The following is a 26,354-nucleotide window of genomic DNA, read 5'->3' on the forward strand; positions in this document are numbered from 1 at the left end:
GCACGGCACACCACACACCCTTCCCGCGCTCCGGCCCCCCGCCCCCAATTCCACCGGATTCCCCGCATATCGAGAGAGAGCGCGCCCGGCAACTTGACCTTGACACCGGTGTCAGGGGGCAACCTGCCCTCCATGACACAGATTCCCGCACCCCCGGCATCCCCGCTCTCCCCGCTCGCCACGTCGGTCACCCGCCCGCCGGCCGCGGCCCGACCGCCCCACGGCTCCGGCCACGGCATCCTGCTCGCCCACGGCGCCACCGGCAGCATCGCCGACAACTTCGCCTCCCTGATCCCGCCGCTGGCCGCCTCCGGGCACACCGTCGTCGCCCCCGACTACCCCGGCTCGGGCACCACCCCCCGCGCCGGAGGGCCGCTGTCCCTGGACGCGCTCGCCGACGCCCTCGTCGCCGAGGCGGTCGCGGCCGGCGTGGAGACCTTCACCCTCGTCGGCTACTCGCTCGGCACGGCCGTGTCCGTACGGGCCGCGGCACGCCACCCCGAGCGGGTGCGCGGGCTGGTGCTCACCGCCGGTCTCGCCCGCCCCGACCAGCGCATCCACATCTGGCTCGACCTGTGGCTGCGCCTGCTGGAGCGCGGCGATTACGCGGGCTTCGCCCAGGCCCGCACGCTCGCCGCCTTCGCCCCCGACCACCTCAACGCGCTGCCCCCGGCCGCGCTGGCAGCCGCACTCGACGACGACCCGACGGCCCCGCCGCCCGGCTCCGCCGAACAGGCCGCGCTGGTCGGCACCGTGGACACCACCGCCGACCTGCCCGGCATCGCGGTACCCACCCTGGTCATCGCCACCGCCCTCGACCCCCTGGTCCACCCGTCCGCGTCCCGCTACCTGGCCGACCACATCCCCGGCGCCCGGTACGCGGAGATCGCGACTGGCCACCTCCCGATGATCGAGCGCCCCGACGAGTGGACGGCCCTGATCACCGGCTTCCTCGCCGAACAGGACCTGTGACCCCGCGCCCGGGGCGTACGGCCCGGCCCCCACACCCCGGGCACACGGCTTGCCGCCCGCCGCGGCAAAGGCCATAGGCTCAGGGCAGGCCCGCCCCCGCACACCGGAGCGGGCGCATGACGACACGAGGACCAGGACGAGGGCGTGGACGAGGGCGTGGACCGGACGTGAGCGACGAGACGCCGGCGGGGCAGGGGCAGGGGCGCAGGCCGGAGGAGAGGGACGGGGCGGCGGGCTCGGCGGAGGCACCGGACCCGGCCGCCGCCCCGAAGCGGTCACGCCGCAGAACGCCGACGAAGGCCACGCCGCCGAAGCCGGAGGCAGCCACCCGGCCCGGCCACCCCACCCCCAAGAGCGAGCAGACCAGAGCACTCATCCTGGAGACCGCGATGCGTCTCTTCCAGGAGCGTGGCTACGACCGGACGACCATGCGCGCCATCGCCCAGGAAGCCGGGGTCTCCGTCGGCAACGCGTACTACTACTTCGCCTCCAAGGAGCACCTCATCCAGGGCTTCTACGACCGGATCGCGAAGGAGCACGCAGCGGCGGTCGAGGGCGTCCTGGCCCGCGAGACTGACCTGTCGGGGCGGCTGAGCGGCGTACTGCTCGCCTGGCTCGACATCGCCGCGCCGTACCACGAGTTCGCCGCACAGTTCTTCAAGAACGCCGCCGACCCGGCGAGCCCGCTCAGCCCGTTCTCCGACGAGTCCCAGGGGCCACGCACCGCCTCCATCGCCCTGCAACGCCAGGTACTGGCCGGCACCAAGGTCTCGGCCGACCCCGAACTCGCCGCGCAGCTACCGCAGTTGCTCTGGCTCCAGCAGATGGGCATGGTCCTCTTCTGGGTCCACGACCGCTCCCCTGACTGCGCCCGCACCCGCCGTCTGGTCGAACGCACCTCCCCCTTGGTGGCCCGTGCCATCGCCGCCTCCCGCTTCCGCGTGCTGCGCCCCCTGGTACGCGAAGTCACCGACGTCCTGGCCGAGTTCCTGCTGCCGACGACGGACAAAGGCCCGGAATCCCCGGGCGGACGGCGGGGTACGTCGGACGGACGGCGGGAGGCGCCGGACGGACGGCCGGACGCGTCGGACGGACCGCGACGGCCGGACGCGTCGGGCAGCGCCTAAGCCCTCGCCGCCTCCCCCTCCATCACCTTGTCCAGAAACCCTTCCAGGTTTCCCGTCAGGCGCTGGATACGGTCCTCCACCGGCAGCGTCTCCTCGTACCGCGCGGCGAGCTGCGACCGCTTCCGGCCGCGTACGTAGAGCGAGCACGCGAGGTCGGCGCAGAAATACGCCCCTACGGTGTTCCCCTGGCGCCCCGCGGGACCGGCCCGGCGCGCGGCGAGCAGGCTCACGCCGGAGCCGGGGTGACCGGTCACACAGACCGAACACACCGTCGTCTTCGTGAAGCTCCGCCGCACACCCTGCGGCACTCGCAGCGTGACCCCCATGAGGCCGTCCCCGCGCGGCGCCACCAGGTAGCCACGGTCCGGCGCCCCCGGGTCGCGCCACCCGAGAAAGTCCAGGTCACCCCAGGGGAGATCCGCCATCCGCACGGGGAGGCTGATCCGGCTCGCCTCGCCCTTCGAGCAGTTCACGAATGACGCGCGTATCTCTTTTTCACCAACGGGGTCCATGGCGCAAAAAGCTAACAGCGGGGCCCGCGACGTGTCGCCCGAGTTTCCCCCGACCGGGCCGCCTCAGCCCCAGGACTGGCCGCCCCGGCCGTTCCGCCGCCGCACCAGGGCCACCACGCCGATCACGACACCGGCGACGATGACGACACCGAGCCCGATGCCGCCGTAGAGCAGGGTGGCTTGCTTGCCGCCCATGGGGGGGTTGGGGTCTGAGCCCTTGTCGTCTCCGGGCAGCACGGTCTTCTGCGGTGCCTCCCCCGTCGGCATCGGCAAGGGACCGGCAGCCGGCCCTGCCGCGATGTCACGCCTGAGGGCAGGGCCGGGCTGGATGAAGCCGTAGCCGTAGTGCGCGTCCGGAAGCTTGAGCTGCTTGTCCTTCTCCGCTTGTGCCAGGCCGGCTGTCTTCACGAGGCGGTTGGCGATCTGGCCAGGCGTGAGGTCCGGGTACTTCTCCTTGAGGAGGGCAACCGCAGCGGATACATAGGCCGTTGCAGCTGAACTACCGTCCGCGGTGCGATAGTCCGAGTCGCTCTTGCCCATGGCGACGGGTACCTTCACCCCGGGCGCGAGAAGGTCAAGGGTGGAGTTGGCATTGTTGTCGTCGGACGCCTCACCGAACTCATCGACCGCACCGGCACCGATCGCGCCGGGGCAGGCCGCCGGGAAATTCTTCTTCGGCAGACCGTCGTTGCCGACACCGGCCACCACCACGACCCCCTTCGACAGCGCGTAGTGGATCGCTGGGCAGGTGTCGGCGGACGGAGTGCTGACCGTGAAGGACATGTTGATCACGTCGGCGCCGTGATCAACTGCGTAACGCGTCGCTGCCGCTTCGTTCTTGTATGTCGGCACCGGCATGATTTTGGCGTCGGGCGCCAGCCCCTTGACACCGTCAGCGCCACCCGGACCGTGCCCATGCCCCGCAATGATCCCGGCCATGGCCGTGCCGTGGTCCCGGATGTCTTCGCCCGGGGAGAGTTTGTCGGACCCGTCACCCTCCGGCCCGTTCGTGAAACTCGCGCCGGGCACGAACTTCCCTGTCAGATCCTGATGAGTCTTCCGGAAACCGCTGTCCAGCACAGCCACGGTCACGCCCTTGCCCGTGGCGGACTGCCAGAGTTCTTGAGCCCCGAACGCCTCCAACGGCCATAGGTCCTTGCGGACTTGGTCCGCGGAGGCGGTACCGCTAGCGGCCAGCACCAACGCGCCGATCAACGCAGCACCCGTCGTCGCGCGCACTGTTCGGGTGGCCCTCATGCTTCGCTCCTTCTTGCTGTGCTGTCCGAGCGGTGGCGTTCCGCCTGGCGAAAGGCTCCGCACCGGAGAGTGCGGAGCCGAGCCTCAATGTCCTTCGTGCGACGGTGCCATCGCGCTACTCAATGACACGTGGCGCCACATTACGTTGTGATGCCCACGTCTCCTCGTCCTCGACGAGGTAATCGGGACGCTGTTTGCCGGTGCGCTTCTTCCCGTCTTTGCGCGCCCCCTTGGCGCCGACTCCACCAGCCATGCCTGCCTGCGAACCGCCACGGCTGCGGTGCAGGCCCGCCCCTCCTTGCTTGGCGCCCCCTGCCGGGCCGCCAGGCTTGCCGGGAGTGCCTCCGCGGGGGCGGGCCTGCGCGCCACCGCGCCCGGCCGCAGCCGCACCGCCGCCTGCCGCGCCACCCTTCATCCCACCGGAACCGCCGCCACGCGTCGCACCGACGCCCGGCATGCCGATGACTCCCGGCGGGACAGCTCCTCCGGAGAACCCTCCTCCGCCACCGCTACCGCCTGCGTGGTTCCCACCACCCTGCATTCCGCCGCCGACGCCCCCATCACCCGGCGGCGCGAGAGTGCCGCCCTGCAGACTGTCGAGCCCGGTGTGCACCGGCAGCTCCGGCCGACTGATTTTGGGGCCGTCGAAGCCGGGGGGCACGGCGTGGCCGCCACCCCCGTTGGACGCGCCCCGCCCTGCCGCCGTGGGGCGCGGGTGTGTACCGCCTGTCACAGGCATGTGCACCGGAGGTTGCGCCGGCCTCGTGGAAGGCTCTTTGGGCCAGTCCCCCGAGACACCTCCCTGGTCGGTCCCCTCCTCGAGAACCGCTGCATTGCCTTGGTAGTTGTACGCCAGCTCGTCCATGACGACAACAGCCTCAACCTGGCGTTCCTTGCTCAGGGACAGGCTGTCCCTGTTGAGCTCCAGCGCCCGCCGAGCATCCATCTTCGGGTTCGCCATGTCCTGCTTGAACTGGCTGTCGTCGCCGCTCGAGTCCAGGGCGCTGTCCAGCTTGCCGGGGTCGTGAATCTTCGACATGGCCTCCTTGGCCTTGCGAAGGTTGTGCGCGACACCGGCTTGGGATCCGCTCTCCCGGGTGCCGATCAAGGTGCGTTCGACGATTCGCGCATGGCGATATGTCTTGTCCACCTTTTCGAGGACCTTGCCTGCCTCCCTGCGGAACGCTTCAGAGGCAGAGCCCTCCCAGTGCGCCGAAGCGTGGTCAACAGCAGCCATGAACGCCTTGCGTATGCCACCGTGACCGTCCTCGCCCGCCAGTCGGTCAGCGGAGGCACGCCAATGCGTTCCGGATGTCTCGATCGCCTCAGGGTTGGCGCTCTCGATCATCGCGCGTAGTGCGTTGATTCCGTGGTGATGGAAGTCCGACGGAGAGGTAGGAGTGACATGCTGCCCCTTGAAGGACTCGAGCCGCTTGCCCCGCTCCTCCTCTTTCCGCTGCCGTTCCATCGCTTTGGCACTCTCGTACTCCTGCCTGGTGTCAACCATGCAGGCCCCCCTTCACCGTCATCACCATCTCCGCGCTTGAGCCCCCGCGGCGACGTTCAGCCATTCATCGAAGTCGTGGTCGTGTGCTCCTGGTCCTCGTACGCACCCCGGCTGGCTTCCGCCTTCTCGCCGAATTTGGTGATGAGGTCCTGCAGGGCATTGATGACCTGCGTCATGTATGCCTGCATGCCGTCGTGAGCGTCGGCCAAATTGCCGCATTCGATGAAATTTTCCCCGAATGCCGACTTAGGGATGCTTGTGCTGTATTTGACCTTTTGGCTTGGTTCATCCATGTCACCTTGAAGGCGCTTGAGCTGGCGTACCACTGCGTCCAACTCGTCAAGATCGACCCTGAACTGCTCAGCCATGACAACTCTCCCCGTTCCCCGCACACCCCGCGCGTTACCCCCACGCCGCCCAGCGAAGCTTCAGCAGTAAGAGCACCGTAAAGTCAATAAAGACTAGGGAGTTGAGCCCCCAACAAGCAAGGTCGAAAGTCAGGATGTGTCCGATTTACCCCCGGATCGCGACACACTTCGTAGGCGCATCGTTACCAAGGCCACAGCAGCCTCTCCACGCCTCACGCACTCCGCGCCGCCGGGGAGTGCGAGGGAAGCGTGAGCCGCCCGAGCGTCGGGCAGGGCAAGCAAGGCGAAGGGCGCGCGACTTGCCCTGCCCGGGGGTCAGGACGAGAGGGAAGAGGGGGGCGTGGCGGAGGAGGTGGGCGGAGTGGTGCGCAGCGCACGGATGCCGCGGAACCCGATCACGCCGATCGCCGTCCCCAAGAGAAAGGACGTCACCGCGAGCAGCAGATGGACCCAGAAGTAGGCGGTCGGGTCACCCGCGTCGTCGAAGGCGAGGCCGCTGCCGTCCTGCCAGAGGTTTTTTACGAAAGTGATCCAGATGAACCAGCTCCACACCCCGAAGGCGAGCAGGAACCAGGACACGGGGCGAGAGAGCTTCATGGGTTCCAGTATGGGCAGCGGTGCCGGCCGGCGGTCGGCAGGGGCGCGTTTGCGTGGGGTGCCGCCGGTGGCCGGGCGGCGGGCGGGTACGTTCACCGACGTGCCGACGACCTCCCACGCATCCACGTCCGCATCCGTCACTGCGTCCACCGCTGCGCGAGCAGGCGGGCGAGTACGGATAGTTCCTCCCCTTCGTACGGTTTTGTCCGCTCGGGTGGCCGCCGTGCTCGCGGCCTCGGCTCTGGTGGTGCCGCCCGTGGTGCTGGCCGGCGGGACCGCGTATGCCGCGCCCGGTGACGGCAAGGCCCCGCCGAAGGCCGCCGCGCCGCCCGCCAAGATGTCGCACGTCGGCGGGGAGCGGCTCAGCGCGCCCGGCGTGCAGGTGCAGCTGAAGGACGGGGCGCCGAAGCTGCCGCACGGCATCACGGCGCGTTCGTGGATCGTGTCCGACGCCGAGTCCGGCGAGGTGCTGGCGGCGAAGAATCCGCACTGGCAGCTGCCGCCGGCCAGCACGCTGAAGATGCTGTTCGCCGATACGGTCCTGCCGAAGTTCCCCAAGAGCGAGAAGTACAAGGTCAAACCGGCCGACCTGGCGGGGATGGGCGTGGGCAGCAGCCTCGTCGGCATAAAGGAGAACCTGACCTACTCCGTCCACGACCTGTGGCTCGGGGTGTTCCTGCGGTCGGGCAACGACGCGGTGCACACGCTGTCGGCGATGAACGGCGGCACGCAGGCGACCGTCACCGAGATGCAGAAGCACGCGAAGGAACTGAACGCCACCGACACGCACGTGGTCACGCCGGACGGGTACGACGCACCCGGCCAGGTCTCCAGCGCGTACGACCTGAGCCTGTTCGCCCGTGCCGGGCTGCAGAACCCCGACTTCCGCGAGTACTGCTCGACGGCGAGCGCGCAGTTCCCCGGCGACAAGGGCAAGGACGGCAAGCGGGCCTCGTTCGGGATCCAGAACACCAACCGGCTGCTCAGCGGCGACTACGACATCAAGCCGTATCCGGGGATCGCCGGGGTGAAGAACGGTTCGACGACGAACGCCGGATCGACCTTCACCGGCGTCGCGCAGCGCGGTGAGCGCAAGCTGCTGGTCACCGTGATGAACCCGGAGAAGAAGGAGCACAACGAGGCGTACAAGGAGACCGCCCAGCTCTTCGACTGGGGCTTCTCGGCCGCGGGCAAGGTGGAGCCGGTCGGCCGGCTCGTCGGGCCGCGCAGCGAGGAGGGCGACGCGACGGCCGCGGGCTCGGGCAAGGGCGCGGACGGCGACGGGAAGAACGGGAAGAACGGCACGACCCGGGCGGCGCTGGAGGCCGGGGACAGCTCGGGGAGCGTCTGGACGGCGGTGGGGGTCACCGGCGGCGTGCTGATCGTGCTGGGCGCCGTCGCCCTCGGGGTGCGCCACCGCTCCCGGCGCGCGCGGGGCTGAGAGCGGGAAACGGCGGGCAGGCGGCGGGCAGGCGGCGGGGCGGGCGAACGGCCGGGCCCGGGTGGGCCGTCGGGGTCGTCAGCCGTCGGCGGTGGGGCGTCCGCTCCCCGGCCGGGCCGGGCCGCTCCCCGGCTCCCGTGGGGCCGCGTGGGCGCCGCCGCCCGGCGGGTCCTGGGGCGCCGTCGTCTCCCTCTCCCTGGCCTCGCGCTCGGCGCCCTCGCTCGTCCGGTCCTGGGTGGCCGTCCAGGCGGAGCAGAACACCAGGAGTTTCGCGGTGAAGTTGATCCAGAGGAGCAGGGCGATCGGGGTGCCGAAGGCGCCGTACATGCTCTTCGAAGCGACGCCCTGCAGATAGCCGCTGAGCAGCAGCTTCAGCACTTCGAAGCCGATCGCGCCGATCAGGGCGGCGAGGGCGACGGTGCGGCGCGGGGGTTCGACGCCCGGCAGTTTGGTCAGTACGTAGGCGAGCAGCAGGAAGTCCGCGAGGACGGCGGTGCAGAAGCCGGCGACGGAGAGCAGCACGCTGCCGGCGCTGCCCTGGGCGAGGCCGAGCGCGTCGGCGACCTTGCCGACGGCGGCGGCTGCGAAGGCGGAGCAGGCGACCGAGAGCAGGGCCACGCCGCCGAGGCCGAGCAGCAGGACGCCGTCCCTGAGCTTGCTGAGGAAGAAGTTGCCGCCGTCGTCGGACTTCTCCCATACGGCGCGCAGGCAGTCGCGCAGCGCCTCGATCCAGCCGATGCCGGTGAAGAGCAGCGCGGCACCGGCGATGACGCCGACGGTGGCGGCGTTGTCGACCAGGCCCGCCAGGTCGAGCTGCCCGGAGATGCCGGGGATCTGCTCGGCCAGTTTGCCCTCCAGGGTGTGGAGTTGGCCCGTGCTGAGGACCGCGGCGCCGATCGCGGCGCCGACGGTGAGCAGCGGGAAGAGGGCGACGAAGCTGGTGAAGGTGATCGCGGCGGCCAGCCGGGTCCAGTGCACCCGCTGCATGCGCTCGTAGGCGCGCCAGAGGTGGGTGGTCATCAGCCAGGTCACGGCCGGTCCGATCACCGGAAGTCTGCTCAGCCAGTCCATGGCCTTCCCCTCTTGCGTCGTGCTTCGTGCGCCGTGCCGGGCGGCCGTACGCCGTCTGCTCGGCCCGCCGGCGTCCGGAGTGATCCGGAACATTAGCCTCCGCCTACCCGGGAATCGCCGCCGGAAGGCCGGTACGGTGCCGATTCCCGCGTCGGCCACGGCAGCGGCCCGCGGCGCATCGCCCCTCAACTTCCGTACACCACGGGCGAGTTTCCGTCCATTTAGCCCGTACAGCGCAATAATCACCCTTTTCGGCGAGGGGCGGCCGGGCGTCGCCCCAGGGGAGCGAATCGGGAGACTTCCCGCATTACGGTCACGGGTGTGTCACCGGAACCCCCGGGCGGCCGGCCGGCCGCCCGGAACACGTCCAACTACCGCCCTCGCAGACCCAGTTGACGCGGCCCCCCGTGTCGCCCCTCCCCGCGAAGGAAGCACCGCCATGAAGGACGTCTTCGACAATCCGCGGTCCCTGCTCGTGCTCGGCGGCACCTCCGAGATCGCGCTGGCCACCGCGCTCCGCTTCGCCGCCCGCCGCACCCGTACCGTCTGGCTGGCCGGCCGCCCTTCGCCCGCCCTGGAGGAGTCCGCGGTACGGCTGCGGGCGCTCGGCGCCGGCGTCCGTACGGTGCCGTTCGACGCGCTGGACACCGCGGCGCACGAGGAGACGCTCGGCAAGGTCTTCGCCGGTGGTGGGATCGACATGGTGCTGCTGGCCTTCGACGTACTCGGGGACCAGCCCCGCGACGAGGCCGATCCCGCGCAGGCGGTGCGGGTCGCCCAGACCAACTACACCGGCGCCGTCTCCGCCGCCCTGGTCTGCGGGCGGGCGCTGCGCCGCCAGGGCCGCGGCGCGCTGGTGGTGCTGTCGTCGGCGGCCGGCGAGCGGGCCCGGCGGTCGAACTTCATCTACGGGTCGAGCAAGGCCGGTCTTGACGCCTTCGCCCAGGGGCTCGGCGATGCCCTGCACGGCTCCGGCGTGCACGTCATGATCGTCCGGCCCGGTTTCGTACGGACGAGGCTGACGCTCGGGTCGAGGTCAGGGCCGCTGTCGACGACGCCGGACGCGGTCGCCGAGGCCGTCGAGACCGGTCTGTGGCGGCGCGCCGAGATGGTGTGGGTGCCTGGCGTGCTGCGCTATGTGATGTCGGCGCTGCGGCATGTGCCGCGCCGGACGTTCCGCAAGCTGTCGCTGTGACGCGGGTCCGGCCGGGCGCCGTCCGTCAGCAGGACGGGGCGGGCGGCCTGGAGAGGTCGGCCTGGCGGGGCACCGAAGCCTGCCGGGGGCCGAAGGGGTACTCGCGCTCCAGGCGCCACACCGCGTCGGCGCCCTGCTCGTAGAGGGCGAAGCCGCCGATCGTCCAGGTGGCGCTGAAGTCCTTCAGGCCGGCCTGGGCGCGGTCCATGGCGTCTTCGGCGATGCCGTGCGCGACGGTGACGTGCGGGTGGTACGGGAAGTGCAGCTCCCGGGCGCACGGCCCGGATGCGGCCCTGACCCTGGCCTGGAGGTCCGCGCAGCCCGCCTCGCCCTCGACGACCTTCACGAAGACGACGGGCGACAGCGGCCTGAAGGTGTCGGTGCCCTCCAGGCGGAGCGGGAACGGGCGGCAGCCGGCCGCGACCTCGGCGAGGTGCCGCTCGACGGCGGGCAGCGCGTCCTCGGGGACCTCGGTCGGCGGGAGCAGCGTGATGTGGGTGGGGATGCCGTGTGCGGCAACGTCCCCGAAGCCCTCGCGCTGCCTCTGGAGGTAGCTGCCGTAGGGCTCCGGGACCGCGATCGAAACGCCCAGCGTTACGGTCCCCACTGCGTTCTCCCTCCGGGTGCTTCGGTGGCGTCGCGCGGACCCTGCCGGGGTGCCGCACGGCGGTGGTGCGCCGCGCTCTGCCGAGAGCGCGCACCGTTGTTCAGTGTGACGTGTGGGCGCACCGCGCGGGAGCGCCCTTTGTCCTGTTGTCGCGGGCCCCGGGGCCCCCTGCGGCGGGGGCCCCGGGCGGCGGCGCGGCCGGACGATGCCGGTCGCCTCAGTGCTTGGCCGGCAGGAATCCGAGCCGGTCGTAGGTGGCGGCGAGGGTCTCGGCTGCCACCGCGCGGGCCTTCTCGGCGCCCTTGGCCAGGATCGAGTCCAGCGTCTCGGGGTCGTCGAGATATTCCCGCGTACGGTCCCGGAACGGTGTGACGAAGTCGACCATCACCTCGGCGAGGTCGGTCTTGAGCGCGCCGTACATCTTGCCCTCGTAGTCCTTCTCCAGCTGCGGGATTCCGGTGCCGGTGAGGGTGGAGAGGATGGTGAGGAGGTTGCTGACGCCGGGCTTGGCCTCGCGGTCGAAGCGGATGACGGTGTCGGTATCCGTCACGGCGCTCTTGATCTTCTTCGCGGTGGCCTTGGGCTCGTCGAGGAGGTCGATGATGCCCTTCGGCGACGACGCCGACTTGCTCATCTTGATCGACGGGTCCTGAAGATCGAAGATCTTCGCGGTCTCCTTGACGATGTACGGGTTCGGGATCGTGAAGGTGTCGCCGAACCGCGTGTTGAAGCGGTCGGCCAGATCGCGGGTCAGCTCCAGGTGCTGGCGCTGGTCCTCGCCCACCGGGACCTGGTTGGCCTGGTAGAGCAGGATGTCGGCGACCATCAGCACCGGGTACGTGAACAGGCCGACGGTCGTACGGTCCTGGCCCTGCTTGGCGGACTTGTCCTTGAACTGGGTCATCCGCGACGCCTCGCCGAAGCCGGTGACGCAGTTCATCACCCAGCCGAGCTGCGCGTGCTCGGGCACATGGCTCTGCACGAACAGGGTGCAGCGCTCCGGGTCGAGACCGGCCGCGAGCAGCTGGGCGACCGCGACGCGGGTGTTCTGCCGCAGCTCGGCGGGGTCCTGCGGGACGGTGATCGCGTGCAGGTCGACCACCATGTAGAAGGCGTCGTGCGACTCCTGGAGGGCCACCCACTGGCGGACCGCGCCGAGGTAGTTCCCGAGGTGGAAGGAGCCGGCGGTGGGCTGGATTCCGGAGAGCACACGCGGACGATCTAGAGCCATGCCACCGATTGTCTCAGGTCCGGGAATCCGCCCCGCGCGAGGTGGCGGATGAGGACGGGCAACCGAAGCGCCGGGGCCCCGGAACGGATGCGCGGGGGCGCGGAGTCGGGGGCTCGGGGGCGCGCGTGCGGATCAGGCCGGAGCGTCGTACGGCCCCGCTCGGTCGTCCGGCGCGCCCCGTCGGCGTCACCGGGCGACGGCGGCACGTCACCGCCGTCGCCCGGCCCGCCGTCACCCCACCGGGAGGCCGGGCGCCGGGTGGGCCGCCATCAGCTCGGCGACCTCGGCGCGGATCGCGGCCAGGGCGTCCTCGTCGCCCCGGCCCGCCGCCCGTACGCCGCGGTCGATCCACTCCGCGACCAGCGGCATCCGGTCCGCGCCCAGGCCGCGGGAGGTCAGCGACGGGGTGCCGATGCGGATGCCGGAGGGGTCGAACGGCGTGCGCGGGTCGAACGGGACGGTGTTGTGGTTGACGACGATGCCGGCCCGGTCCAGCGCCTTGGCGGCGATCTTGCCCGGTACGTCCTTGGACGTCAGGTCGATCAGCACGAGGTGGTTGTCGGTGCCGCCGGATACCAGGTCGAAGCCGCGGGCGAGCAGGGCGTCGGCGAGCGCCTTGGCGTTGGCGACGACGGCGTGCGCGTAGTCGCGGAAGTCCGGGGTGGCCGCTTCGTGCAGGGCGACCGCGATGGCGGCTGTGGTGTGGTTGTGCGGGCCGCCCTGGAGGCCGGGGAAGACGGCCTTGTCGAGGGCCTTGGCGTGGGTGGCGCGGGACATCAGCATGGCGCCGCGCGGGCCGCGCAGGGTCTTGTGGGTGGTGGTGGAGATGACGTCGGCGTGCGGTACGGGCGACGGGTGCGCGCCGCCCGCGACGAGACCGGCGATGTGCGCGATGTCGGCGACCAGGACGGCGCCCGCCTCGCGGGCGATCTCGCCGAAGGCGGCGAAGTCGATGGTGCGCGGGACGGCCGTACCGCCACAGAAGATGATCTTCGGGCGTTCCTTGAGCGCGAGGTCGCGCACCTCGTCGAGGTCGGTGCGGCCGGTGCCGGGCCGTACGCCGTACTGCACGCCGCAAAACCACCTGCCGGTCGCCGAGACGCCCCAGCCGTGCGTGAGGTGGCCGCCCATCGGCAGCGCCATGCCGAGCACCGTGTCGCCCGGCTCGGCGAAGGCGAGGTACGCGGCGAGGTTGGCGGGCGATCCGGAGTACGGCTGGACGTTGGCGTGCTCGACGCCGAAGACGGCCTTGGCGCGCTGCACGGCCAGCGTCTCGACGCGGTCGATCTGCTGCTGGCCCTCGTAGTAGCGGCGGCCGGGGTAGCCCTCGCTGTACTTGTTCTGCAGGACGGTGCCGGTGGCTTCCAGCACGGCGTCCGACACGTAGTTCTCGCTGGGGATCAGCCGCAGCGTGTCGGCCTGGAGCTGTTCCTCGGCGCCCACCAGCGCGGCGAGTTCGGGGTCGGCGGCCTGTAGGGCGGGGTGGGAAAGGGGCGGTGTCATGGCGTCCTCCGGGGCGATCGGTCGGTTCCGGTCGTGCTCCCGGGGTGCCCAGGCGGGGCGACACCTCGTGATAGCGCCGCGCACCGCTCCCTCGGGGTCGATTCCCCGTACGCCAGTCGCGGCACGCGGCGCCGATTCTATCCGGCGGGGTAAGGGAGCGGGGGCCGATTGCCCGGGTTCGCGCCGTGACCTGCGAGGACCTGACCCGAACGACCTGACCCGAACGACAGGCCCTATCCGTCCAGGCCGAGCCGCGCGCCGGCGGTCGCCGCCACCTCGTCCGCGTCGCGCCCGGCGACGTCCACGACCTGGACGTCCCACGGGGTCGCCGCGAGCAGCCTGAGGGTCAGCTCGGTTTCCTCGCGCAGGTGCCGGGCGGCGGCCTGGAGGCTGTCGACGGCGCGGGTGCCGGGCGAGCCGCCGAGCTTGCCGACGTACCAGTCCGCCCACTCCTGCCCCTCGCGCTCGACGGCCCGGCGCAGCGCAGCGTCGGGGTCGTCGCGCAGGTAGAGGACGCTGACCCGGGCGGGGGCGATGGCCCCGGCCAGCTCGGCCAGGAAGGCGGCGATCTCCGGCTCGCGGTGGCCCCAGGCGACCAGGGAGGGCACGAAGGGCAGCAGCGCATCCGTCACCAGGGTGTCCGTGCCGTCCGCGCGGGCCCGGTCGACGTACGCCCGGGTGGCGTCGATCAGCGTCGCGGGCCGTACGGAGCCGCTGCCGCCGGCGAACTCGTCGGCCACCGGGCGGAAGGCGGGCCGGGTGAGGATGTCGGCCTCTTCGAAGTGGTCGACCACCGCGCCGGTGGCGGCGAGGTGCCCGGCCAGGGCGGTGCAGAGCGTCGACTTCCCGACTCCTGGGCTGCTGCCTGCCACCGCGATCAGCTGCGTCGTCGTCATCTCGGCAGTCTCCCACTGCCGGACCGGGGGCGGGGCGGCACGGTCCCGCCCTCCGGTCAGCGGATCACGTGCGGCAGGAAGCGGGCGTACTCGTCGGTGACAGGACCGGCCGACTCCCGGATGCCGAGACCCGCCGACTCGTCGTCGACGACCCAGGCGCCGAGCACCACGCGGTTGCCGTCGAAGTCCGGCAGCGGCGCCAACTCCTGGTAGCAGCACGGGTCTTCGGGACCGCGCAGGACGGGCTCCGCGCCCGGCGGGTGCAGGGTGACCCCCGCGCCCTCCCGCCCGAGCAGCGGCTTGGCCACGTAGCCCGCCGAACGGGCCAGCTCGCGCGGCCCGTCGAGGTAGGCGGGCAGCAGGTTCGGGTGCCCGGGGTACAGCTCCCAGAGGACGGCGAGCAGCGCCTTGTTGGAGAGCAGCATCTTCCAGGCGGGCTCGATCCAGAGGGTGGAGCCGGTGCCGCCGCCGTTGTCCAGGGTGTCCAGGACGTGCGGCCCGAACGCGTCGGTGGCCAGCCATTCCCACGGGTAGAGCTTGAAGCAGCCGCGGATGAACCGCAGCCGCTGGTCGACGAAGCGGCCGGAGAGGCGGTCCCAGCCGATGTCCTCCATGGAGATCGCCACCGTCTCCAGGCCCGCCTGCCGCGCCGTCTCCTCCAGGTAGGCGACGGTCATCAGGTCCTCGCCCAACTCGTCGCCCGCGGAGTGTGCGAAGTGCAGCGGCGCGCCGGGCGGCAGCAGGGCCGCCTGCCGCTTCCAGGCCGCCACCAGGCGTTCGTGCAGCGAGTTCCACTGGTCGGCGCCGGGGAAGCGGTCCGCCATCCAGAACCACTGCGGGCTCGCCGCCTCGACCAGCGATGTCGGCGTATCGGCGTTGTACTCCAGCATCTTGGCGGGGCCGGTGCCGTCGTAGCGCAGGTCGAACCGGCCGTAGACGGACGGGAGTTCGCCCCTGCGGCGCCAGGATTCGGCGACGAGACGGGCCAGCCGCGGGTCATCGATGCCGAGGTCGGCGAAGCGTTCCCGCTCCACGATGTGCGCAGCCGCCGCCAGGCACATCGCGTGCAGTTCGTCGACGACCTCCTCCAGGGCTTCGACCTCGGGGAGCGTGAAGGAGTAGTAGGCGCTCTCGTCCCAGTACGGGCGCAGCGAGTCGTCCGGGTAGCGGGTGAGGGGGTAGATCACCCCCTGTGCCTCGACGGTCTGCTGCCAGCCGGGGCGGGGTGTGAGGGTGTGCCGTTCCATGTGCGCCTCATCCGCCGGCGGTGCCGGAGCAGCCGAAGCCGCCGCGGTCGACGGCCTGGGCCTTGCTGAAGGTGCCCTGGCCCGCGTAGGAGCCGCTGGACTTCTCCGGCCCGTAGTACCACTGCCCGTCGACCCGCGCCTTGCCGCGCGCGCCGCCGCTTCCGTTGCCGCTGCTTCCGTTGCCGCCGGTGGTTCCCGTCGTCCCGCCGGCGTTGCAGTGCCGGTCGCCGACGACGCGGTAGCCCTGGACCGCGTCGTAGCTGTTGCGGTCCACGCAGCGCTTGTCGGGCTCGGATCCGCAGGAGGTCAGGGCGGCGGCCAGCGCGCCCATGCCGCCCAGGATCACCGTGCTGGACCGCAGCCTGCGGCGTGCTTTCTCGGCCAATGTTCTGCCTTTCCCCCGTGAACGGTGCCGAAGGACGGCAACCGCGTTGAACGATCGTACGAACGGAACCAGCCTAGCCAGCCGGTCCGATGCCCCTCAGTCCGCCTGCGGTTCCGGTGGCAGTGCCCGCAGCAGCGCGTCCAGGACCCCGGCGAAGGAGTGGTCGGGCGGCCGTCCGTAGGCCACGACCAGGCCGTCGCGGGCGGGTTCGGTGGCCGCCGGGTCGCGGAAGCGGCTGAGCCCTTCCAGTGCCAGGCCCTGCCAGCGGGCGGCGGTGACGATGGACTGCTCGGTGCCGGGCGGGAGTTCGAGCACTGCGTGCAGTCCTGCGGCGATGCCGGAGACCCGTACGTGCGGGGCGTGCGCGGCGAGCGCGGCCACCAGTGCGTCGCGGCGGCGCCGGTAGCGCAGCCGCATGCCGCGCAGATGGCGGTCGTAGGCGCCGGACGACAGGAACTCGGCGAGGGTGAGCTGGTCCAGGGATCCGGACTGCCATTCGCCGGTGCTCTTGACGGCGAGCACCGGGTCGACGAGACGGTCGGGGAGCACCATCCACGACAGCCGCAGCGCGGGCGCCAGGCTCTTGCTCGACGTGCCCATGTAGACGACCCGGTCGGGGTCGAGCCCCTGGAGCGCGCCGACCGGCTGCCGGTCGTAGCGGAACTCGCCGTCGTAGTCGTCCTCCAGGATCAACGCACCGTGCTCCGCCGCCCAGTTGAGGGCTTCGGCCCGGCGCCCCGGGTGCAGCGGCACGCCGGTGGGGAACTGGTGGGCGGGGGTGAGCAGCGCCGCCCTGACGTCGTCGAGACCGGCCAGTTCGGCGGTGCGGGCGCCGTGCGCGTCGACGGTGAGCGGGACGGTGCGCAGTCCGGCGCGGCCGATGACATGGCGGTGGAAGTCGAGGCCGTACGACTCGGTGGCCACCGTGCCGTCGCCTGGCCGCCAGCCGTCCGGTGTGGTGCCGGGCCCGCGGTCCGCCGCGCCGCGCCGCCCCGCGGCCCTGCCGGGGCCGCCGCCGGCCGCCCGCAGTGCCCGGCTGACCAGCGCGAGGCCCTGCATGAATCCGGCGCAGACGACGATGCGTTCGGGGTCGGCGCGTACGCCGCGGGCGCGGGCGAGGTAGTCGGCGAGTACGGCGCGCAGCTCGGGGCGCCCGCGGGCGGTGCCGTAGCCGAACGCCTCGTGGGGCGCGGCGGTCAGCGCGCGGCGGGCGGCGGCCAGCCAGGCGGTGCGGGGGAAGGCGGAGACGTCCGGGGTGCCGGGGGTGAGGTCGAAGCGCGGGGCGGCGCGGTGGCCAGGGCCCGCGGGGCGGCGGGCGGGTACGGCGTGCGGCTGGGCGCGGTCGGCGACGTGCGTGCCGGAGCCCTGGCGGGCGCTGAGCCAGCCCTCGGCGACCAGGTCGGCGTAGGTCTCGGCGACGGTGTTGCGGGCGATGCCGAGGTCGGCGGCGAGCGAGCGGGTGGATGGCAGGCGGGTGCCGGGGGCGAGCCGCCCGGTGCGTACCGCCTCGCGCAGGGCGCGGGTCAGGCCGGCCCGCAGTCCGCCGGGTCCGGTGAGGTCCAGGTGGAGGTCGCGCCCGAAAGTGGCCCAGGATTTGTCCATGGAAGTGGACCATACAGTTGCGCCACTGGGGTCGTAGCGTCGTCAGCATGACGAACCACACCACTTCCACAGCGCCCGCCACACCGGACCACAGCGGCCCCCGGATGCGCTGGGCCGAGCTGGCGCCCGAAGTCTTCAAGGCCATGATCGCGCTGGACGCGGCGGCCAGGAAGGGCCTCGAACCGGCGCTCGTCGCCCTGGTCCAGATCCGCGCCTCGCAGCTCAACCACTGCGCCTTCTGCCTCGACATGCATGCCAAGGACGCCCGCAAGGCAGGCGAGACGGAGGAGCGCATCTACCTCCTCAACGCCTGGGAAGAGGCCACCGGTTACTACACCGAAAAGGAGCAGGCCGCCCTCGCCCTCACCGAAGCCGTCACCCACCTCACCGACGGCTTCGTCCCCGACGCCGTCTACGCCCGCGCCGCCGCCCACTTCGACGACACCGAACTCGCCCACCTCATCGCCACCATCACCACCATCAACGCCTGGAACCGCTTCGGCGTGACCACCCGGCGGACCCCGGGGCAGGTGTGAGCGCGATGACCGAACGGCTTTCCCTCATGACGGCGGCGCCCGACCTCTACGCCCCGATGCTGGCCCTCACCAAGGCTGCCAAGAAGGGCATCGACCCGGCGCTCGTCGAACTCGTCCAGATCCGCGCCTCGCAGCTCAACCACTGCGCCTTCTGCCTCGACATGCACACCAAGGACGCCCGCAAAGCAGGCGAGACCGAAGAACGCATCCACCTCCTCAACGCCTGGGAAGAGGCCACCGGCTACTACACCGACAAGGAACAGGCCGCCCTCGCCCTCACCGAAGCCATCACCCACCTCACCGACGACTTCGTCCCCGACGCCGTCTACACCCGCGCCGCCGCCCACTTCGACGACACCGAACTCGCCCACCTCATCGCCGTCATCACCATGATGAACTCCTGGAACCGGCTGAACGTCGCGGCACGCACCCCCGTCGGCGGCCTGCTGCCCGGTGCGGCGGCTCCCTCCCGGGGCGCGGCCTCATGAGCGGCGCCGCCACGCTGCGCGCCCTGCACCACGGCCCGAAGCTGCCGCTGGTCCTGCCGGGCCCCTGGGACGCGGCCGGTGCGAAGGCGTTCGCCGACGCCGGCTTCCCCGCGCTCGCCACCCCCAGCGCGGGAATCGCCGCCTCACTCGGTTACGTGGACGGGCAGACGCCACCGGACGAGATGTTCGCCGCCATCGGCCGGATCGCACGGGCCGTGGACGTCCCCGTATCGGCGGACGTAGAAGCCGGATACGGGCTGCCCGCCCGCGAGTTGGTGGCGCGGCTCGCGGACGCGGGCGCGGTGGGCTGCAATCTGGAGGACACCGACCACGCCTCCGGCTCGCTCCGCGACGCGCAGGAACAGGCCGACCTGCTGGCCCAGGTACGGGCCGAGGCGGGCGACGCGCTGGTGATCAACGCCCGGATCGACACCTATCTGCACGGCGCCGAGGACACGCAGGAGGCGGCACGCCGCGGCCGGCTGTACGCGGCAGCAGGCACCGACTGCGTCTACCCGATCTTCGCCCCACCCGCACTCCTGGCCACCCTGGCCACCGAAATCGGCCTCCCCGTCAACGCGTTGGCCACTCCCGACGGCCCCTCGCCCCGCGAACTGGGCACCCTGGGCGCCGCCCGCGTGACGTTCGGCCCGGGATTGCAGCGCCGGGCGACGGCAGCCGTGGCGGACCTCGCGCAGGAGGTGCTTGCAGGGCTGGACGGGGAGGGGTGAGCGGGGGCGGCGGCCGGCTGGGAGGCCGCCACCCCGCCTCCCGGTGGGGGCCGGCTGAGGGAGCGGCTACGCGGCCCGGAGGGGTACCGGGTTGTCCGGGGAGTCGAGCCACACCCGCTCGCCGTCGCCGTCCACCGTGAGCCCGAAGCGGTCGAATCCAGGGCGGCCGACGTCGGCCCACCAGCGCCACGCCTGCTCCAGCTCGTTCCACAAACGCCGGGCCCCGGACTGGACGACCGGGAACGCCTCGTGCCCCTTCTCGTAGTCCGCTGTCGCCCAGGACGTGACGCCCGTGTCCATGAGCCACAGCCGGTAGGCGCCGTTCTCGCCCCACTCGACTCGACAGAACAGGTCCGGGATCTGCACCCCGATGGCGAACATGTGCACCCAGTCGCCCACGTCATCCGGGGACAGCGTGGTATCGGACCGGCCGCCCGTACCGGGCCACTCCCTGCCGTCCAGGTAGGCACCGGTCGGCGGCAGTTGCTTGCGCTGAGCCCGCATCCGCATGAACGCCGACGACCCCATGAACGGACCGGACGCCGTACCGCCCTCAGCGACCGCCAGACGCGCTACCGCCTCCCCGCCATACGTCGGCCCCCACGGAGTCACGATGACGCCTCCTGGCCGTACCTGATCCCGCCACGCCAGGGGCACGCTGCCGATGGAACAGGTAGCGATCAGCCGGTCGTACGGGGCCCGTTCCGGGTAGCCCTGCGCCCCGTCGCCGACGTGCACCAACGGACGGAACCCTGCGAGGTTGAGGCGCGTACGTGCGCCCTCCGCGCTGGCCTCGTCCACCTCGACGCTGACGACGCTTTCAGCGCCCAGCCGGTGCGACAGCAGCGCGGCGTTCCAACCGGTCCCGGTGCCGATCTCCAACACGGTCTGTCCGGGCTCGACGCCGAGGGCATCCAGCATCGAAAACACCATCGCAGGCATGGAGTTGGAGCTGGACGGGGACTTGCCCTTGCCGGGTCCGCTGTACGCGCCGTCATCCCATTGGGTCGTGATCGGCGCATCCCGGTAGACGGCCTCCCACCAGGAGTCGGGCTCCTCACTGCGGAGCACGCGGTCACTCTGGCGATTCATACCGGCACGGCCGGGCCAGATGGCGTCAGGCATGAACTGATGGCGTGGTACCGCCTCGAACGCAGGGAGCCAATCGCTCGTGAGGGCTCCCTTTCCCATGAGCCCGGAGGCGAGCCCCTTGGGGCCCGCCTCCTTCGCGGCGCGCTCGGTCACTTGCCGTCCGCCGGTCCCTGGCCGTCGTTGGTGTTGCCACCCTCGTCGGAGCCACCCCCGCCGTGCTTGTTCCCGCTGTCGCTGTCGTCCTGCGGGTTGCCCCCGGTCGCCCTGGTCAGCCACCACCTGCGCATATCGCTACCTCCGTTGTCTCTCCCTGGTAGCGACCACGCTAGGGACAGCGGAATCTCAACTCCTAGCCGATTGCGCCTAATTGCGCACGGATTACCCGAGCGAGTCACTAGCCTTCGTGATCAGCGCGCGCGCCTCCGCCCCGTAGACCGCCATGCCGGCCAGCGTCGTGAACGTCTCGGCGTACGCCTTCACCTCACTGGGCTGCGTCAGCGTCAGATAGCCGGACACCAACTCAACGTTGACTTGGGCGCTGTCGTAGATCCAGAAGTTCTCAACCGGGAGTTGGCGGCGTTGCTGGGTCACCGGGACCACACCGAGGCTGACGTTCGGTAGACCGCTCACGGTGAGCAGGTGCTCCAGCTGCTCTTCTTGCGCCTCCCCGGTGCTGAGCGTGTTTCGGAGAACGGGCTCTTCGATCAGGAACGCGAACAGTCGTTGCCCCTCAGTCAGCACACGCTGACGCTCCATACGGGCGGCAACGGCGTCGTCCACATCGTCGAGCGGCACCCGTTGCCGCTGGATCGTCCGAAGCACGTCCTCGGTGTACTGAGAAGTCTGGAGGAGGCCGGGAAGAGCCCAAGAGCTGTACGCACGGAACCGGCGCGTGCGCTGGTACAGCGGTAGGCGTTCCTCCTGGGACCGTCGCAGTCCGGCACGCTCAAGCCGCCGCCACGTCAGCCACGTGCCCTCGACAGCCCGCAGCGAGGCGATCAGGTCCTCTGTCCGGTCCTCGGCGCCGCACGCCCGGCACCACGCCCGAATGTCGTCCTCACTGGGCTTGGCCTTACCTGTCGAGATCCGGGACACCTTGGACGGATACCAGCCGCACAGCGTGGCCAGATCCTTGCCGTCGAGCCCGGCATCCTTGACCAACTCCCGTAGGAGGTCAGCAAGGAGCTGTCGGGCTTGCTGGACGTTGAATGATGCTGATTGAGGCATGACTCACTGGACCGGCTTGTACTCCTCGTGCGGCGTAGCCCGCTCCCAGATCGCATCGAAAGCATCGGCGCACCAAGCAGCCAACGCCGCGTCTGTGACGTACTCACGCTCGATCAACGTGCCGTCCCCGCCGAAGTGGTGGAACAGCACCAACTCAGCGTCGAAGACCCAGAAGTCCACGGCGGGTACCGCAAGATCCTTGGCCCTGCGCCGGGGCAGCCAACGGACTTGCTCCCCAGCGGCGACGTTAGTCACGGCGTAGTCGTATTCCCAGCGCACATACTCGGTCAGCGGCTCGGAGACGACGCGGGCACGACGGACGGCCACACCTCGGGACACCGCGGCGTGTACGGCGTCGTGCCACCCCTCCCACCACTCCACCTGGTTGTCCGGGGTGAACTGACGGCGCCCCTCTCGCCAGGCAAGGAAGTCCGGGTCCTCGCTGTGGTAGTGGTCGCGCACTTCCAGATGGATCGCGGACCTTCGGGCTTGAGACAGGGGCTCACGTGCCGGGGGCCTCATCTGCGGCGTCTCCGTCCGGTCGCGGGATGTACTGGATCAGGACCTTGGGCAGTCGAACGATCGTCTCGTGATCCGGAACGTCCGTGCCATGGCCGGGGATTGACCCGATCTCCTGGCACGCCTTCACTTCGTCCTCCGTGGCCTTGTACGACTGGATCAGAAGATCCCCGGTGTCCTCGTCCAGCAGATAGTGGGCGAGTCGTCCTTGCCGGTGTTCGGGATGATTCCCAGGAAACGCAACCTCATGAGCTCTCCCCCTGCGTCGGTCCGATTGCGCCCGATTGCTCGACGATCGCCCCTGCGGCTGATCAGCACAAGAGGACCTGGGCGCCTGAGAGTCGAACTTCCCCAACTCCTTGGCTCAGCTTGGCGCAGTAGGTGCTGGCGGAGCTTGCCCAAGGTCGTTGAAATCGAATCAAGGGCGCGACTTGAGGCCGTCGCGCAGTATTCCGGCGGCCCCGCACAGCGACGCGTGACGGCAATGGCTACGGGTGGAAGCTGATCTCCGGGTTCTCGGGGGTCGGACCGTTGAGGATCGGCTGGTCGATTCCCTTCAGTTGCAGGTCGAAGAAGGCCGCCACGTACTCCCGGGTGAGCTGCACCCCGCGCTCGGCGCCGATCGTGGTGCCGGGGGGCTCAGGGAAGCCGATCTCGTCGAAGAGCAGCGGGGTGTCCGTGAAGGTGGCGTGGTGGGAGCCGGCGACGGTCAGCCAGCGCTTCCAGCCGTCGAGGTTGGCCCAGCTCTCCGTCCAGCTGGGGTCCTCGCGGCCGTCGCCCAGCGGGTGGCCGATCATCAGGAACGGCTTTCCCTTGAGTCCGGTGGCGGGCACCGGGACGTCCATGGTGCCGTCCAGGTTCGCTCCGGCCCGGATACGGTCATCGGTGAGCAGGGCAGGGACGGTTGCGGAGCCGCCGACCGAGTGCCCGGCCATGCCGATCCGGTCTTGATCGATCAGACCGGCGTAGCGCCAGGCCGGGTGCCGGTGGGTGGTCAACTGATCGATGACGAAGGAGATGTCCTTCGCCCGGCTCTCGTTCAGGGCCGCCCACTCCTCCGGCGTCTTCAGCTTGTCGCACATGACGCAGGTGAGCGTCCGGCCGTCGGGAAAGGTCGTCCCGGTGTTCTCGTAGGTGTGGTCGACGAGCGCGACGACGTACCCGCGGCTGGCCAGATCCTCGGCGAGGCTGGTCAGTTCGGTGCGCGGCATGGTGAAGCCGGGAGAGAGCACCACCAGCGGGTACCGGCCGGGCTGCGGGTGTGCGTGGGACTCGGCCCACGTCCGGGTGCCGGTGACCACCTCGGTGGGAGTGGTGTTGCCCGGCACCTTCACGTCCAGCATGAGTCTGGCGGCCTCGGGGGTCATGTACGGGGCAGGACCGCCCGTCCCCTCCTTGGCGGGGTAGTACATCGACACCATCAACTGGCGCGGGCCCGCCGCCGGAACCCACGGGTCGGGCCGGTCCTGGTCGACGAGGTGCAAGATCTCCTGGCCGGGCGCGTACGGTCCGGTCGGGCGCGGGAGAGCGACGTGGGCGCCCGCCGACGCGGTGGGCCGAGCAGGCGCGGTGGCTGAGGCGGGGACGGTGGACGCAGCCGACGCGGGAGGGGCGGCGGCGACGGACAGCGGCAGCACGAACAGGAGTGCCGCCACGGTGGCGGTGCGACGAGTACCGGTCATGGGCAGGACCGTAGGCTGCCCGTACGGCAGTTGACGTCCCCTCAGGGTTGTAAGGGTTTCACCTGAGAGCACGGGGGATTTGGGCAACGGTCCCCTAAGGCATCGTTCCTTTTGGGCTTGCCGGTCGCTGGTCAAGGCATGGCAGATCCGGTTGAGCGGTCGGCGCCGGAGCCGCTGCCGAGGTGACTGGACGTTGAGGAACTGCCGGATTTTATAAGCGAGTTCATATGCGAGAGGGCCGAGCGGGAGCGGGAAAAGGGCTGGGCGGGGGAAGCTGCGGCGGGCCGCCGCGGCGTGTTGTCCGGGGCATGCGTCTGTGGCAGGAGCGCCCGTCCTGGACTGGTGAAACTTCGTGTTCGGAGCTGAGTGGGCGCTCGGAGTTGAGGCGTTCGTCAACCCGCCTCTTCGCTGTGCGGCGCGAATCCCTCACAGGCGTGGTTTGGCATGGCAATCAACTCACTTTGAGACTACGTGAGTTGGATGAGGTGAACGTCATGGTGAGGGTGCGTGACAGGCACCCGATCGCCCACGGAGCAAGGAGAAGCTCATGGCCACGTACAACACGGAGATCCAGACGGGGGGCGGCGGTTGGCAGCCGGACGCGCCGCTCAAGCTCAGCATCGTGAACCGCAACGAGGTCGTCCCCGGGAGCGGCGCTCCCTCGACGGGGACAACGGTCACCTGGAGCGGTGACGAGGGGAATGGCTCGGTGACGTTCTTCGACGGCGGCAGCAACTTCCAGGGAACTGCCCAGTTCCCCGGCGAAGGCCCGGTGGCATACCGCGGCACGCGTACGGGCTGACCCAAGGCCGTGGGGCAGGTCGCGGCAGGGGACCTGCCCCACACCGCCCGAGTCGAGTCCGAAGGGCGGGTCTGGCCCGCCGGACAGGGCGCACAGACGTCGCACTCCGCACTGGGGTGCGGCGTCGGGCGATGACGACGGTGGCCGGCCTGGCTCGGGAGATCCCGGCGGGGCTTGCGCGAGGTCGTTGAAATCGAATCAATGCAGATTGCCGTTTATTTTAACGCTCTCCCTCAGACGTCACCACCGAGGCCGGAAATGAGTAGGCCATGCGGGCGACAAATTCGTTGAGAAATCTGGGCATTTGCTGGGCTCACAGGGGCGCCCTAGCCTTGGTTGCGCAATGCAGGAAGCGCACACAAAGGAGTAGCGCTCATGACAGTCACGACCAAGCAAATCATGGCCCTCGAAGACATCACCCCGGATGAGACCACCCACGGCAAGGGGATCAACTTCACCGGGAAAGAGTTGGGTTCGGTAACCACGGCGGTGTACATCCTGGCCGGGAAGGAATACCCGACTCCGGCCACACCCGTGCCCAACGAGAACTCGAAGGCCACAGCGACGGTTCCCAATGCGTGGCCGGTCGGAAGCGGTCAGGTCTTCCTGAAGGGATCACGCGACCGGCAGACCAACACCATACCCTTCGACGTCATCTCAGGCTAGGGATATTCCGCGGAATCGCACGCGGAATGCGGGCCGGGCCGGTTGGGGCACTCGAAACAGAGCGCGCTCCACCGGCCCGGCAATCCTATTTCAGGGTCACGAATTCGAGATTCACGAACGGAATTCAGCAGCGAATCCATTGCCCCCATGGTCATCGCGACGCACGGCCCGCACGGGGCCGCCTGGGCGCGTCATCCGTCACCGGCACCAGCCGGTCGTAGACGTTGAGCGCCGCCGCGATCTGCTGAGCCGCCGCGGCCGGGAACGGCCGGTCGATCATCACGTGGGGCGCCCCGTCGCGGCGGGCAGCGCCCCACACCTCGACGGCATAGCCGAAGCCGAGCAGGGAGTCGCGCAGCATCCGGGCCGCCATGACCCCTTCGGCCTCCAGTGCCGAGGCAGGGGGCCGGGCCGCCGTGGTCGGCCGGCTGGGGCTGAGATAGCGGCTCCTCCAGAGCAGTTCCGAGATACGTGACACCACTCGCGGTTCAGCGGTGCCGAGTGGAATTCCCGGGTACAGGGGCGTAATGCCGTCGGGGGCGAGGAGTTGGCGTTCACCGATGGCGTCGATGCGAATGCGCGCCACGTCCGCGGCGTCCAACAGGCGCAGGGTGACGGCCTGTTCGGTGTAGCGGGTCACCGGGTGGCCCCGAGACCGGCCATATCCGCCAACGGCTCCCAGGAAAACAGCAGTTGGCACCCGAAGTCGCGGAGGTGCTTCAGCTCCGGATACCGCCGCTCATGCTCGACGGACAAGGCGTTCGGCCACCGGACGATGACCACCCCCACCTCACCCCGCTCGGCCATTTCCCGCACCCGCAGCCACCCGCTGCGCTGCTGGGGGACGGGATCGCCGAACGGGTCCGTGACCACCGCGACGATCTTCAGGCCGCGCGCGGCAGCGAATTCACGACCCTCCTGCTCCGCCCGCTCCTCAGCCACTCCAGCGACGACACCCCTACGGGCGGCGCAGATGTAGAGCACCGCCAGGGCAGAGCAAGCCTTTTCGGTCATAGGAGCCCTCCTTAACTCTTGGTAGTGACTCCACTACCGGGGCAACTCACCGTGGCCTACAGTCGGGCTGTCTTCAACT

General features: G+C 70.5%; 29 protein-coding genes and 1 pseudogene. 9 read left to right on the forward strand and 21 right to left on the reverse strand.

Features of this window, described 5'->3' with window-relative positions:
- The first annotated feature begins 132 nt into the window (after positions 1–132).
- On the forward strand, positions 133–972 hold the full coding sequence (locus ACGFNI_RS32870; protein WP_393688950.1) for an alpha/beta fold hydrolase: 840 nt from the start codon (positions 133–135) through the stop codon (positions 970–972).
- A gap of 167 nt (positions 973–1,139) precedes the next feature.
- Entirely contained in the window at positions 1,140–2,099 is a 960-nt protein-coding gene (locus tag ACGFNI_RS32875; RefSeq protein ID WP_393688951.1) for a TetR family transcriptional regulator, read from the forward strand.
- Here ACGFNI_RS32875 and ACGFNI_RS32880 read toward each other — a convergent pair.
- The 5 genes from ACGFNI_RS32880 to ACGFNI_RS32900 all read right to left on the reverse strand — a co-directional run bounded on the left by ACGFNI_RS32880 (position 2,096) and on the right by ACGFNI_RS32900 (position 6,340).
- On the reverse strand, positions 2,096–2,611 hold the full coding sequence (locus ACGFNI_RS32880) for an FBP domain-containing protein (RefSeq protein ID WP_393688953.1): 516 nt from the start codon (positions 2,609–2,611) through the stop codon (positions 2,096–2,098). The two genes, ACGFNI_RS32875 and ACGFNI_RS32880, sit on opposite strands and share 4 nt — an antisense overlap.
- Positions 2,612–2,674: 63 nt before the next feature.
- Positions 2,675–3,868, reverse strand: a complete 1,194-nt coding sequence (locus ACGFNI_RS32885) for a S8 family serine peptidase (protein ID WP_393688955.1) — start codon at positions 3,866–3,868, stop codon at positions 2,675–2,677.
- A gap of 115 nt (positions 3,869–3,983) precedes the next feature.
- A complete protein-coding gene (locus tag ACGFNI_RS32890) occupies positions 3,984–5,375 on the reverse strand; it encodes a hypothetical protein (protein WP_393688957.1) in 1,392 nt (463 codons plus the stop codon).
- Between the two features lie 56 nt (positions 5,376–5,431).
- The gene (locus tag ACGFNI_RS32895; protein WP_393688959.1) at positions 5,432–5,743 is read right to left on the reverse strand and encodes a hypothetical protein; all 312 of its coding nucleotides are present in this window, start codon (positions 5,741–5,743) and stop codon (positions 5,432–5,434) included.
- A gap of 315 nt (positions 5,744–6,058) precedes the next feature.
- Complete coding sequence (locus tag ACGFNI_RS32900; RefSeq protein ID WP_393688961.1) at positions 6,059–6,340, reverse strand: SCO4848 family membrane protein; 282 nt, start codon at positions 6,338–6,340, stop codon at positions 6,059–6,061.
- On the opposite strand from ACGFNI_RS32900, the gene ACGFNI_RS32905 reads away from it, so the two are divergent.
- The gene (locus ACGFNI_RS32905) at positions 6,339–7,781 is read left to right on the forward strand and encodes a D-alanyl-D-alanine carboxypeptidase family protein (protein ID WP_393688963.1); all 1,443 of its coding nucleotides are present in this window, start codon (positions 6,339–6,341) and stop codon (positions 7,779–7,781) included. The two genes, ACGFNI_RS32900 and ACGFNI_RS32905, sit on opposite strands and share 2 nt — an antisense overlap.
- 78 nt (positions 7,782–7,859) lie before the next feature.
- Here ACGFNI_RS32905 and ACGFNI_RS32910 read toward each other — a convergent pair whose 3' ends face one another.
- Positions 7,860–8,852 (reverse strand): YihY/virulence factor BrkB family protein, encoded by a 993-nt coding sequence (locus tag ACGFNI_RS32910; RefSeq protein ID WP_393688965.1) that lies wholly within the window; start codon positions 8,850–8,852, stop codon positions 7,860–7,862.
- Between the two features lie 439 nt (positions 8,853–9,291).
- Between ACGFNI_RS32910 and ACGFNI_RS32915 the strand changes: the two genes are divergently transcribed.
- Positions 9,292–10,047 (forward strand): decaprenylphospho-beta-D-erythro-pentofuranosid-2-ulose 2-reductase, encoded by a 756-nt coding sequence (locus ACGFNI_RS32915; RefSeq protein ID WP_393688967.1) that lies wholly within the window; start codon positions 9,292–9,294, stop codon positions 10,045–10,047.
- Between the two features lie 25 nt (positions 10,048–10,072).
- Here the strand turns inward: ACGFNI_RS32915 and ACGFNI_RS32920 are convergent, their stop codons facing one another.
- The 7 genes from ACGFNI_RS32920 to ACGFNI_RS32950 all read right to left on the reverse strand — a co-directional run bounded on the left by ACGFNI_RS32920 (position 10,073) and on the right by ACGFNI_RS32950 (position 17,518).
- Positions 10,073–10,654 carry a 2'-5' RNA ligase family protein gene (locus tag ACGFNI_RS32920; RefSeq protein WP_393688969.1) on the reverse strand — a complete coding sequence of 194 codons (582 nt, stop codon included), beginning with the start codon at positions 10,652–10,654 and terminating at the stop codon, positions 10,073–10,075.
- Between the two features lie 217 nt (positions 10,655–10,871).
- On the reverse strand, positions 10,872–11,885 hold the full coding sequence (trpS, locus tag ACGFNI_RS32925; RefSeq protein WP_393688971.1) for a tryptophan--tRNA ligase: 1,014 nt from the start codon (positions 11,883–11,885) through the stop codon (positions 10,872–10,874).
- A gap of 231 nt (positions 11,886–12,116) precedes the next feature.
- A complete protein-coding gene (gene glyA, locus ACGFNI_RS32930) occupies positions 12,117–13,388 on the reverse strand; it encodes a serine hydroxymethyltransferase (protein ID WP_393688973.1) in 1,272 nt (423 codons plus the stop codon).
- A gap of 233 nt (positions 13,389–13,621) precedes the next feature.
- Positions 13,622–14,284: a hypothetical protein gene (locus ACGFNI_RS32935; RefSeq protein ID WP_393688975.1), complete on the reverse strand. Its 663-nt coding sequence runs from the start codon at positions 14,282–14,284 to the stop codon at positions 13,622–13,624.
- Between the two features lie 56 nt (positions 14,285–14,340).
- On the reverse strand, positions 14,341–15,531 hold the full coding sequence (locus ACGFNI_RS32940; protein ID WP_393688977.1) for a glutathionylspermidine synthase family protein: 1,191 nt from the start codon (positions 15,529–15,531) through the stop codon (positions 14,341–14,343).
- A gap of 7 nt (positions 15,532–15,538) precedes the next feature.
- Positions 15,539–15,916, reverse strand: a complete 378-nt coding sequence (locus ACGFNI_RS32945; protein ID WP_393688979.1) for a hypothetical protein — start codon at positions 15,914–15,916, stop codon at positions 15,539–15,541.
- Between the two features lie 96 nt (positions 15,917–16,012).
- On the reverse strand, positions 16,013–17,518 hold the full coding sequence (locus ACGFNI_RS32950) for a PLP-dependent aminotransferase family protein (RefSeq protein WP_393688980.1): 1,506 nt from the start codon (positions 17,516–17,518) through the stop codon (positions 16,013–16,015).
- 47 nt (positions 17,519–17,565) lie between these two features.
- Between ACGFNI_RS32950 and ACGFNI_RS32955 the strand changes: the two genes are divergently transcribed.
- The 3 genes from ACGFNI_RS32955 to ACGFNI_RS32965 are packed head-to-tail and all read left to right on the forward strand — an operon-like array spanning position 17,566 to position 19,273.
- On the forward strand, positions 17,566–18,054 hold the full coding sequence (locus tag ACGFNI_RS32955; RefSeq protein ID WP_393688982.1) for a carboxymuconolactone decarboxylase family protein: 489 nt from the start codon (positions 17,566–17,568) through the stop codon (positions 18,052–18,054).
- A 5-nt stretch (positions 18,055–18,059) separates the two neighbouring features.
- Positions 18,060–18,542, forward strand: coding sequence for a carboxymuconolactone decarboxylase family protein (locus tag ACGFNI_RS32960; RefSeq protein ID WP_393688984.1), 483 nt, complete (start codon positions 18,060–18,062; stop codon positions 18,540–18,542).
- A complete protein-coding gene (locus ACGFNI_RS32965; RefSeq protein ID WP_393688986.1) occupies positions 18,539–19,273 on the forward strand; it encodes an isocitrate lyase/phosphoenolpyruvate mutase family protein in 735 nt (244 codons plus the stop codon). The genes ACGFNI_RS32960 and ACGFNI_RS32965 overlap by 4 nt, the downstream gene beginning before the upstream one ends.
- A gap of 66 nt (positions 19,274–19,339) precedes the next feature.
- On the opposite strand, the gene ACGFNI_RS32970 is transcribed toward ACGFNI_RS32965, so the two are convergent.
- From ACGFNI_RS32970 to ACGFNI_RS32995, 6 genes and pseudogenes are all read right to left on the reverse strand, one after another.
- The gene (locus ACGFNI_RS32970; RefSeq protein WP_393688988.1) at positions 19,340–20,344 is read right to left on the reverse strand and encodes a methyltransferase domain-containing protein; all 1,005 of its coding nucleotides are present in this window, start codon (positions 20,342–20,344) and stop codon (positions 19,340–19,342) included.
- A gap of 170 nt (positions 20,345–20,514) precedes the next feature.
- Complete coding sequence (locus ACGFNI_RS32975; RefSeq protein WP_393688990.1) at positions 20,515–20,652, reverse strand: hypothetical protein; 138 nt, start codon at positions 20,650–20,652, stop codon at positions 20,515–20,517.
- A gap of 91 nt (positions 20,653–20,743) precedes the next feature.
- Positions 20,744–21,592 (reverse strand): helix-turn-helix domain-containing protein, encoded by an 849-nt coding sequence (locus tag ACGFNI_RS32980; protein WP_393688991.1) that lies wholly within the window; start codon positions 21,590–21,592, stop codon positions 20,744–20,746.
- A 3-nt stretch (positions 21,593–21,595) separates the two neighbouring features.
- Positions 21,596–22,114, reverse strand: coding sequence for a DUF6879 family protein (locus tag ACGFNI_RS32985; RefSeq protein WP_393688993.1), 519 nt, complete (start codon positions 22,112–22,114; stop codon positions 21,596–21,598).
- Positions 22,095–22,360: pseudogene (locus tag ACGFNI_RS32990) on the reverse strand (hypothetical protein). The gene ACGFNI_RS32985 and the pseudogene ACGFNI_RS32990 overlap by 20 nt, the downstream one beginning before the upstream one ends.
- A 239-nt stretch (positions 22,361–22,599) precedes the next feature.
- Positions 22,600–23,793, reverse strand: coding sequence for an alpha/beta hydrolase family protein (locus tag ACGFNI_RS32995; RefSeq protein ID WP_393688994.1), 1,194 nt, complete (start codon positions 23,791–23,793; stop codon positions 22,600–22,602).
- Positions 23,794–24,340: 547 nt separating this feature from the next.
- Here ACGFNI_RS32995 and ACGFNI_RS33000 point away from each other — a divergent pair.
- Together ACGFNI_RS33000 and ACGFNI_RS33005 are read left to right on the forward strand one after the other, a co-directional pair.
- Positions 24,341–24,595 (forward strand): hypothetical protein, encoded by a 255-nt coding sequence (locus ACGFNI_RS33000; protein WP_393688996.1) that lies wholly within the window; start codon positions 24,341–24,343, stop codon positions 24,593–24,595.
- A gap of 375 nt (positions 24,596–24,970) precedes the next feature.
- Entirely contained in the window at positions 24,971–25,261 is a 291-nt protein-coding gene (locus tag ACGFNI_RS33005) for a hypothetical protein (RefSeq protein ID WP_393688998.1), read from the forward strand.
- A gap of 151 nt (positions 25,262–25,412) precedes the next feature.
- Here the strand turns inward: ACGFNI_RS33005 and ACGFNI_RS33010 are convergent, their stop codons facing one another.
- Complete coding sequence (locus tag ACGFNI_RS33010; RefSeq protein ID WP_393689000.1) at positions 25,413–25,901, reverse strand: hypothetical protein; 489 nt, start codon at positions 25,899–25,901, stop codon at positions 25,413–25,415.
- Positions 25,898–26,275, reverse strand: a complete 378-nt coding sequence (locus ACGFNI_RS33015) for a hypothetical protein (protein WP_393689001.1) — start codon at positions 26,273–26,275, stop codon at positions 25,898–25,900. Before ACGFNI_RS33015 ends, ACGFNI_RS33010 begins: the two co-directional genes overlap by 4 nt.
- Positions 26,276–26,354 lie beyond the last annotated feature (79 nt).

Origin of the sequence: Streptomyces sp. NPDC048644 (genome assembly GCF_043199105.1) — a bacterium.
Taxonomy (GTDB): Bacteria; Actinomycetota; Actinomycetes; order Streptomycetales; family Streptomycetaceae; genus Streptomyces.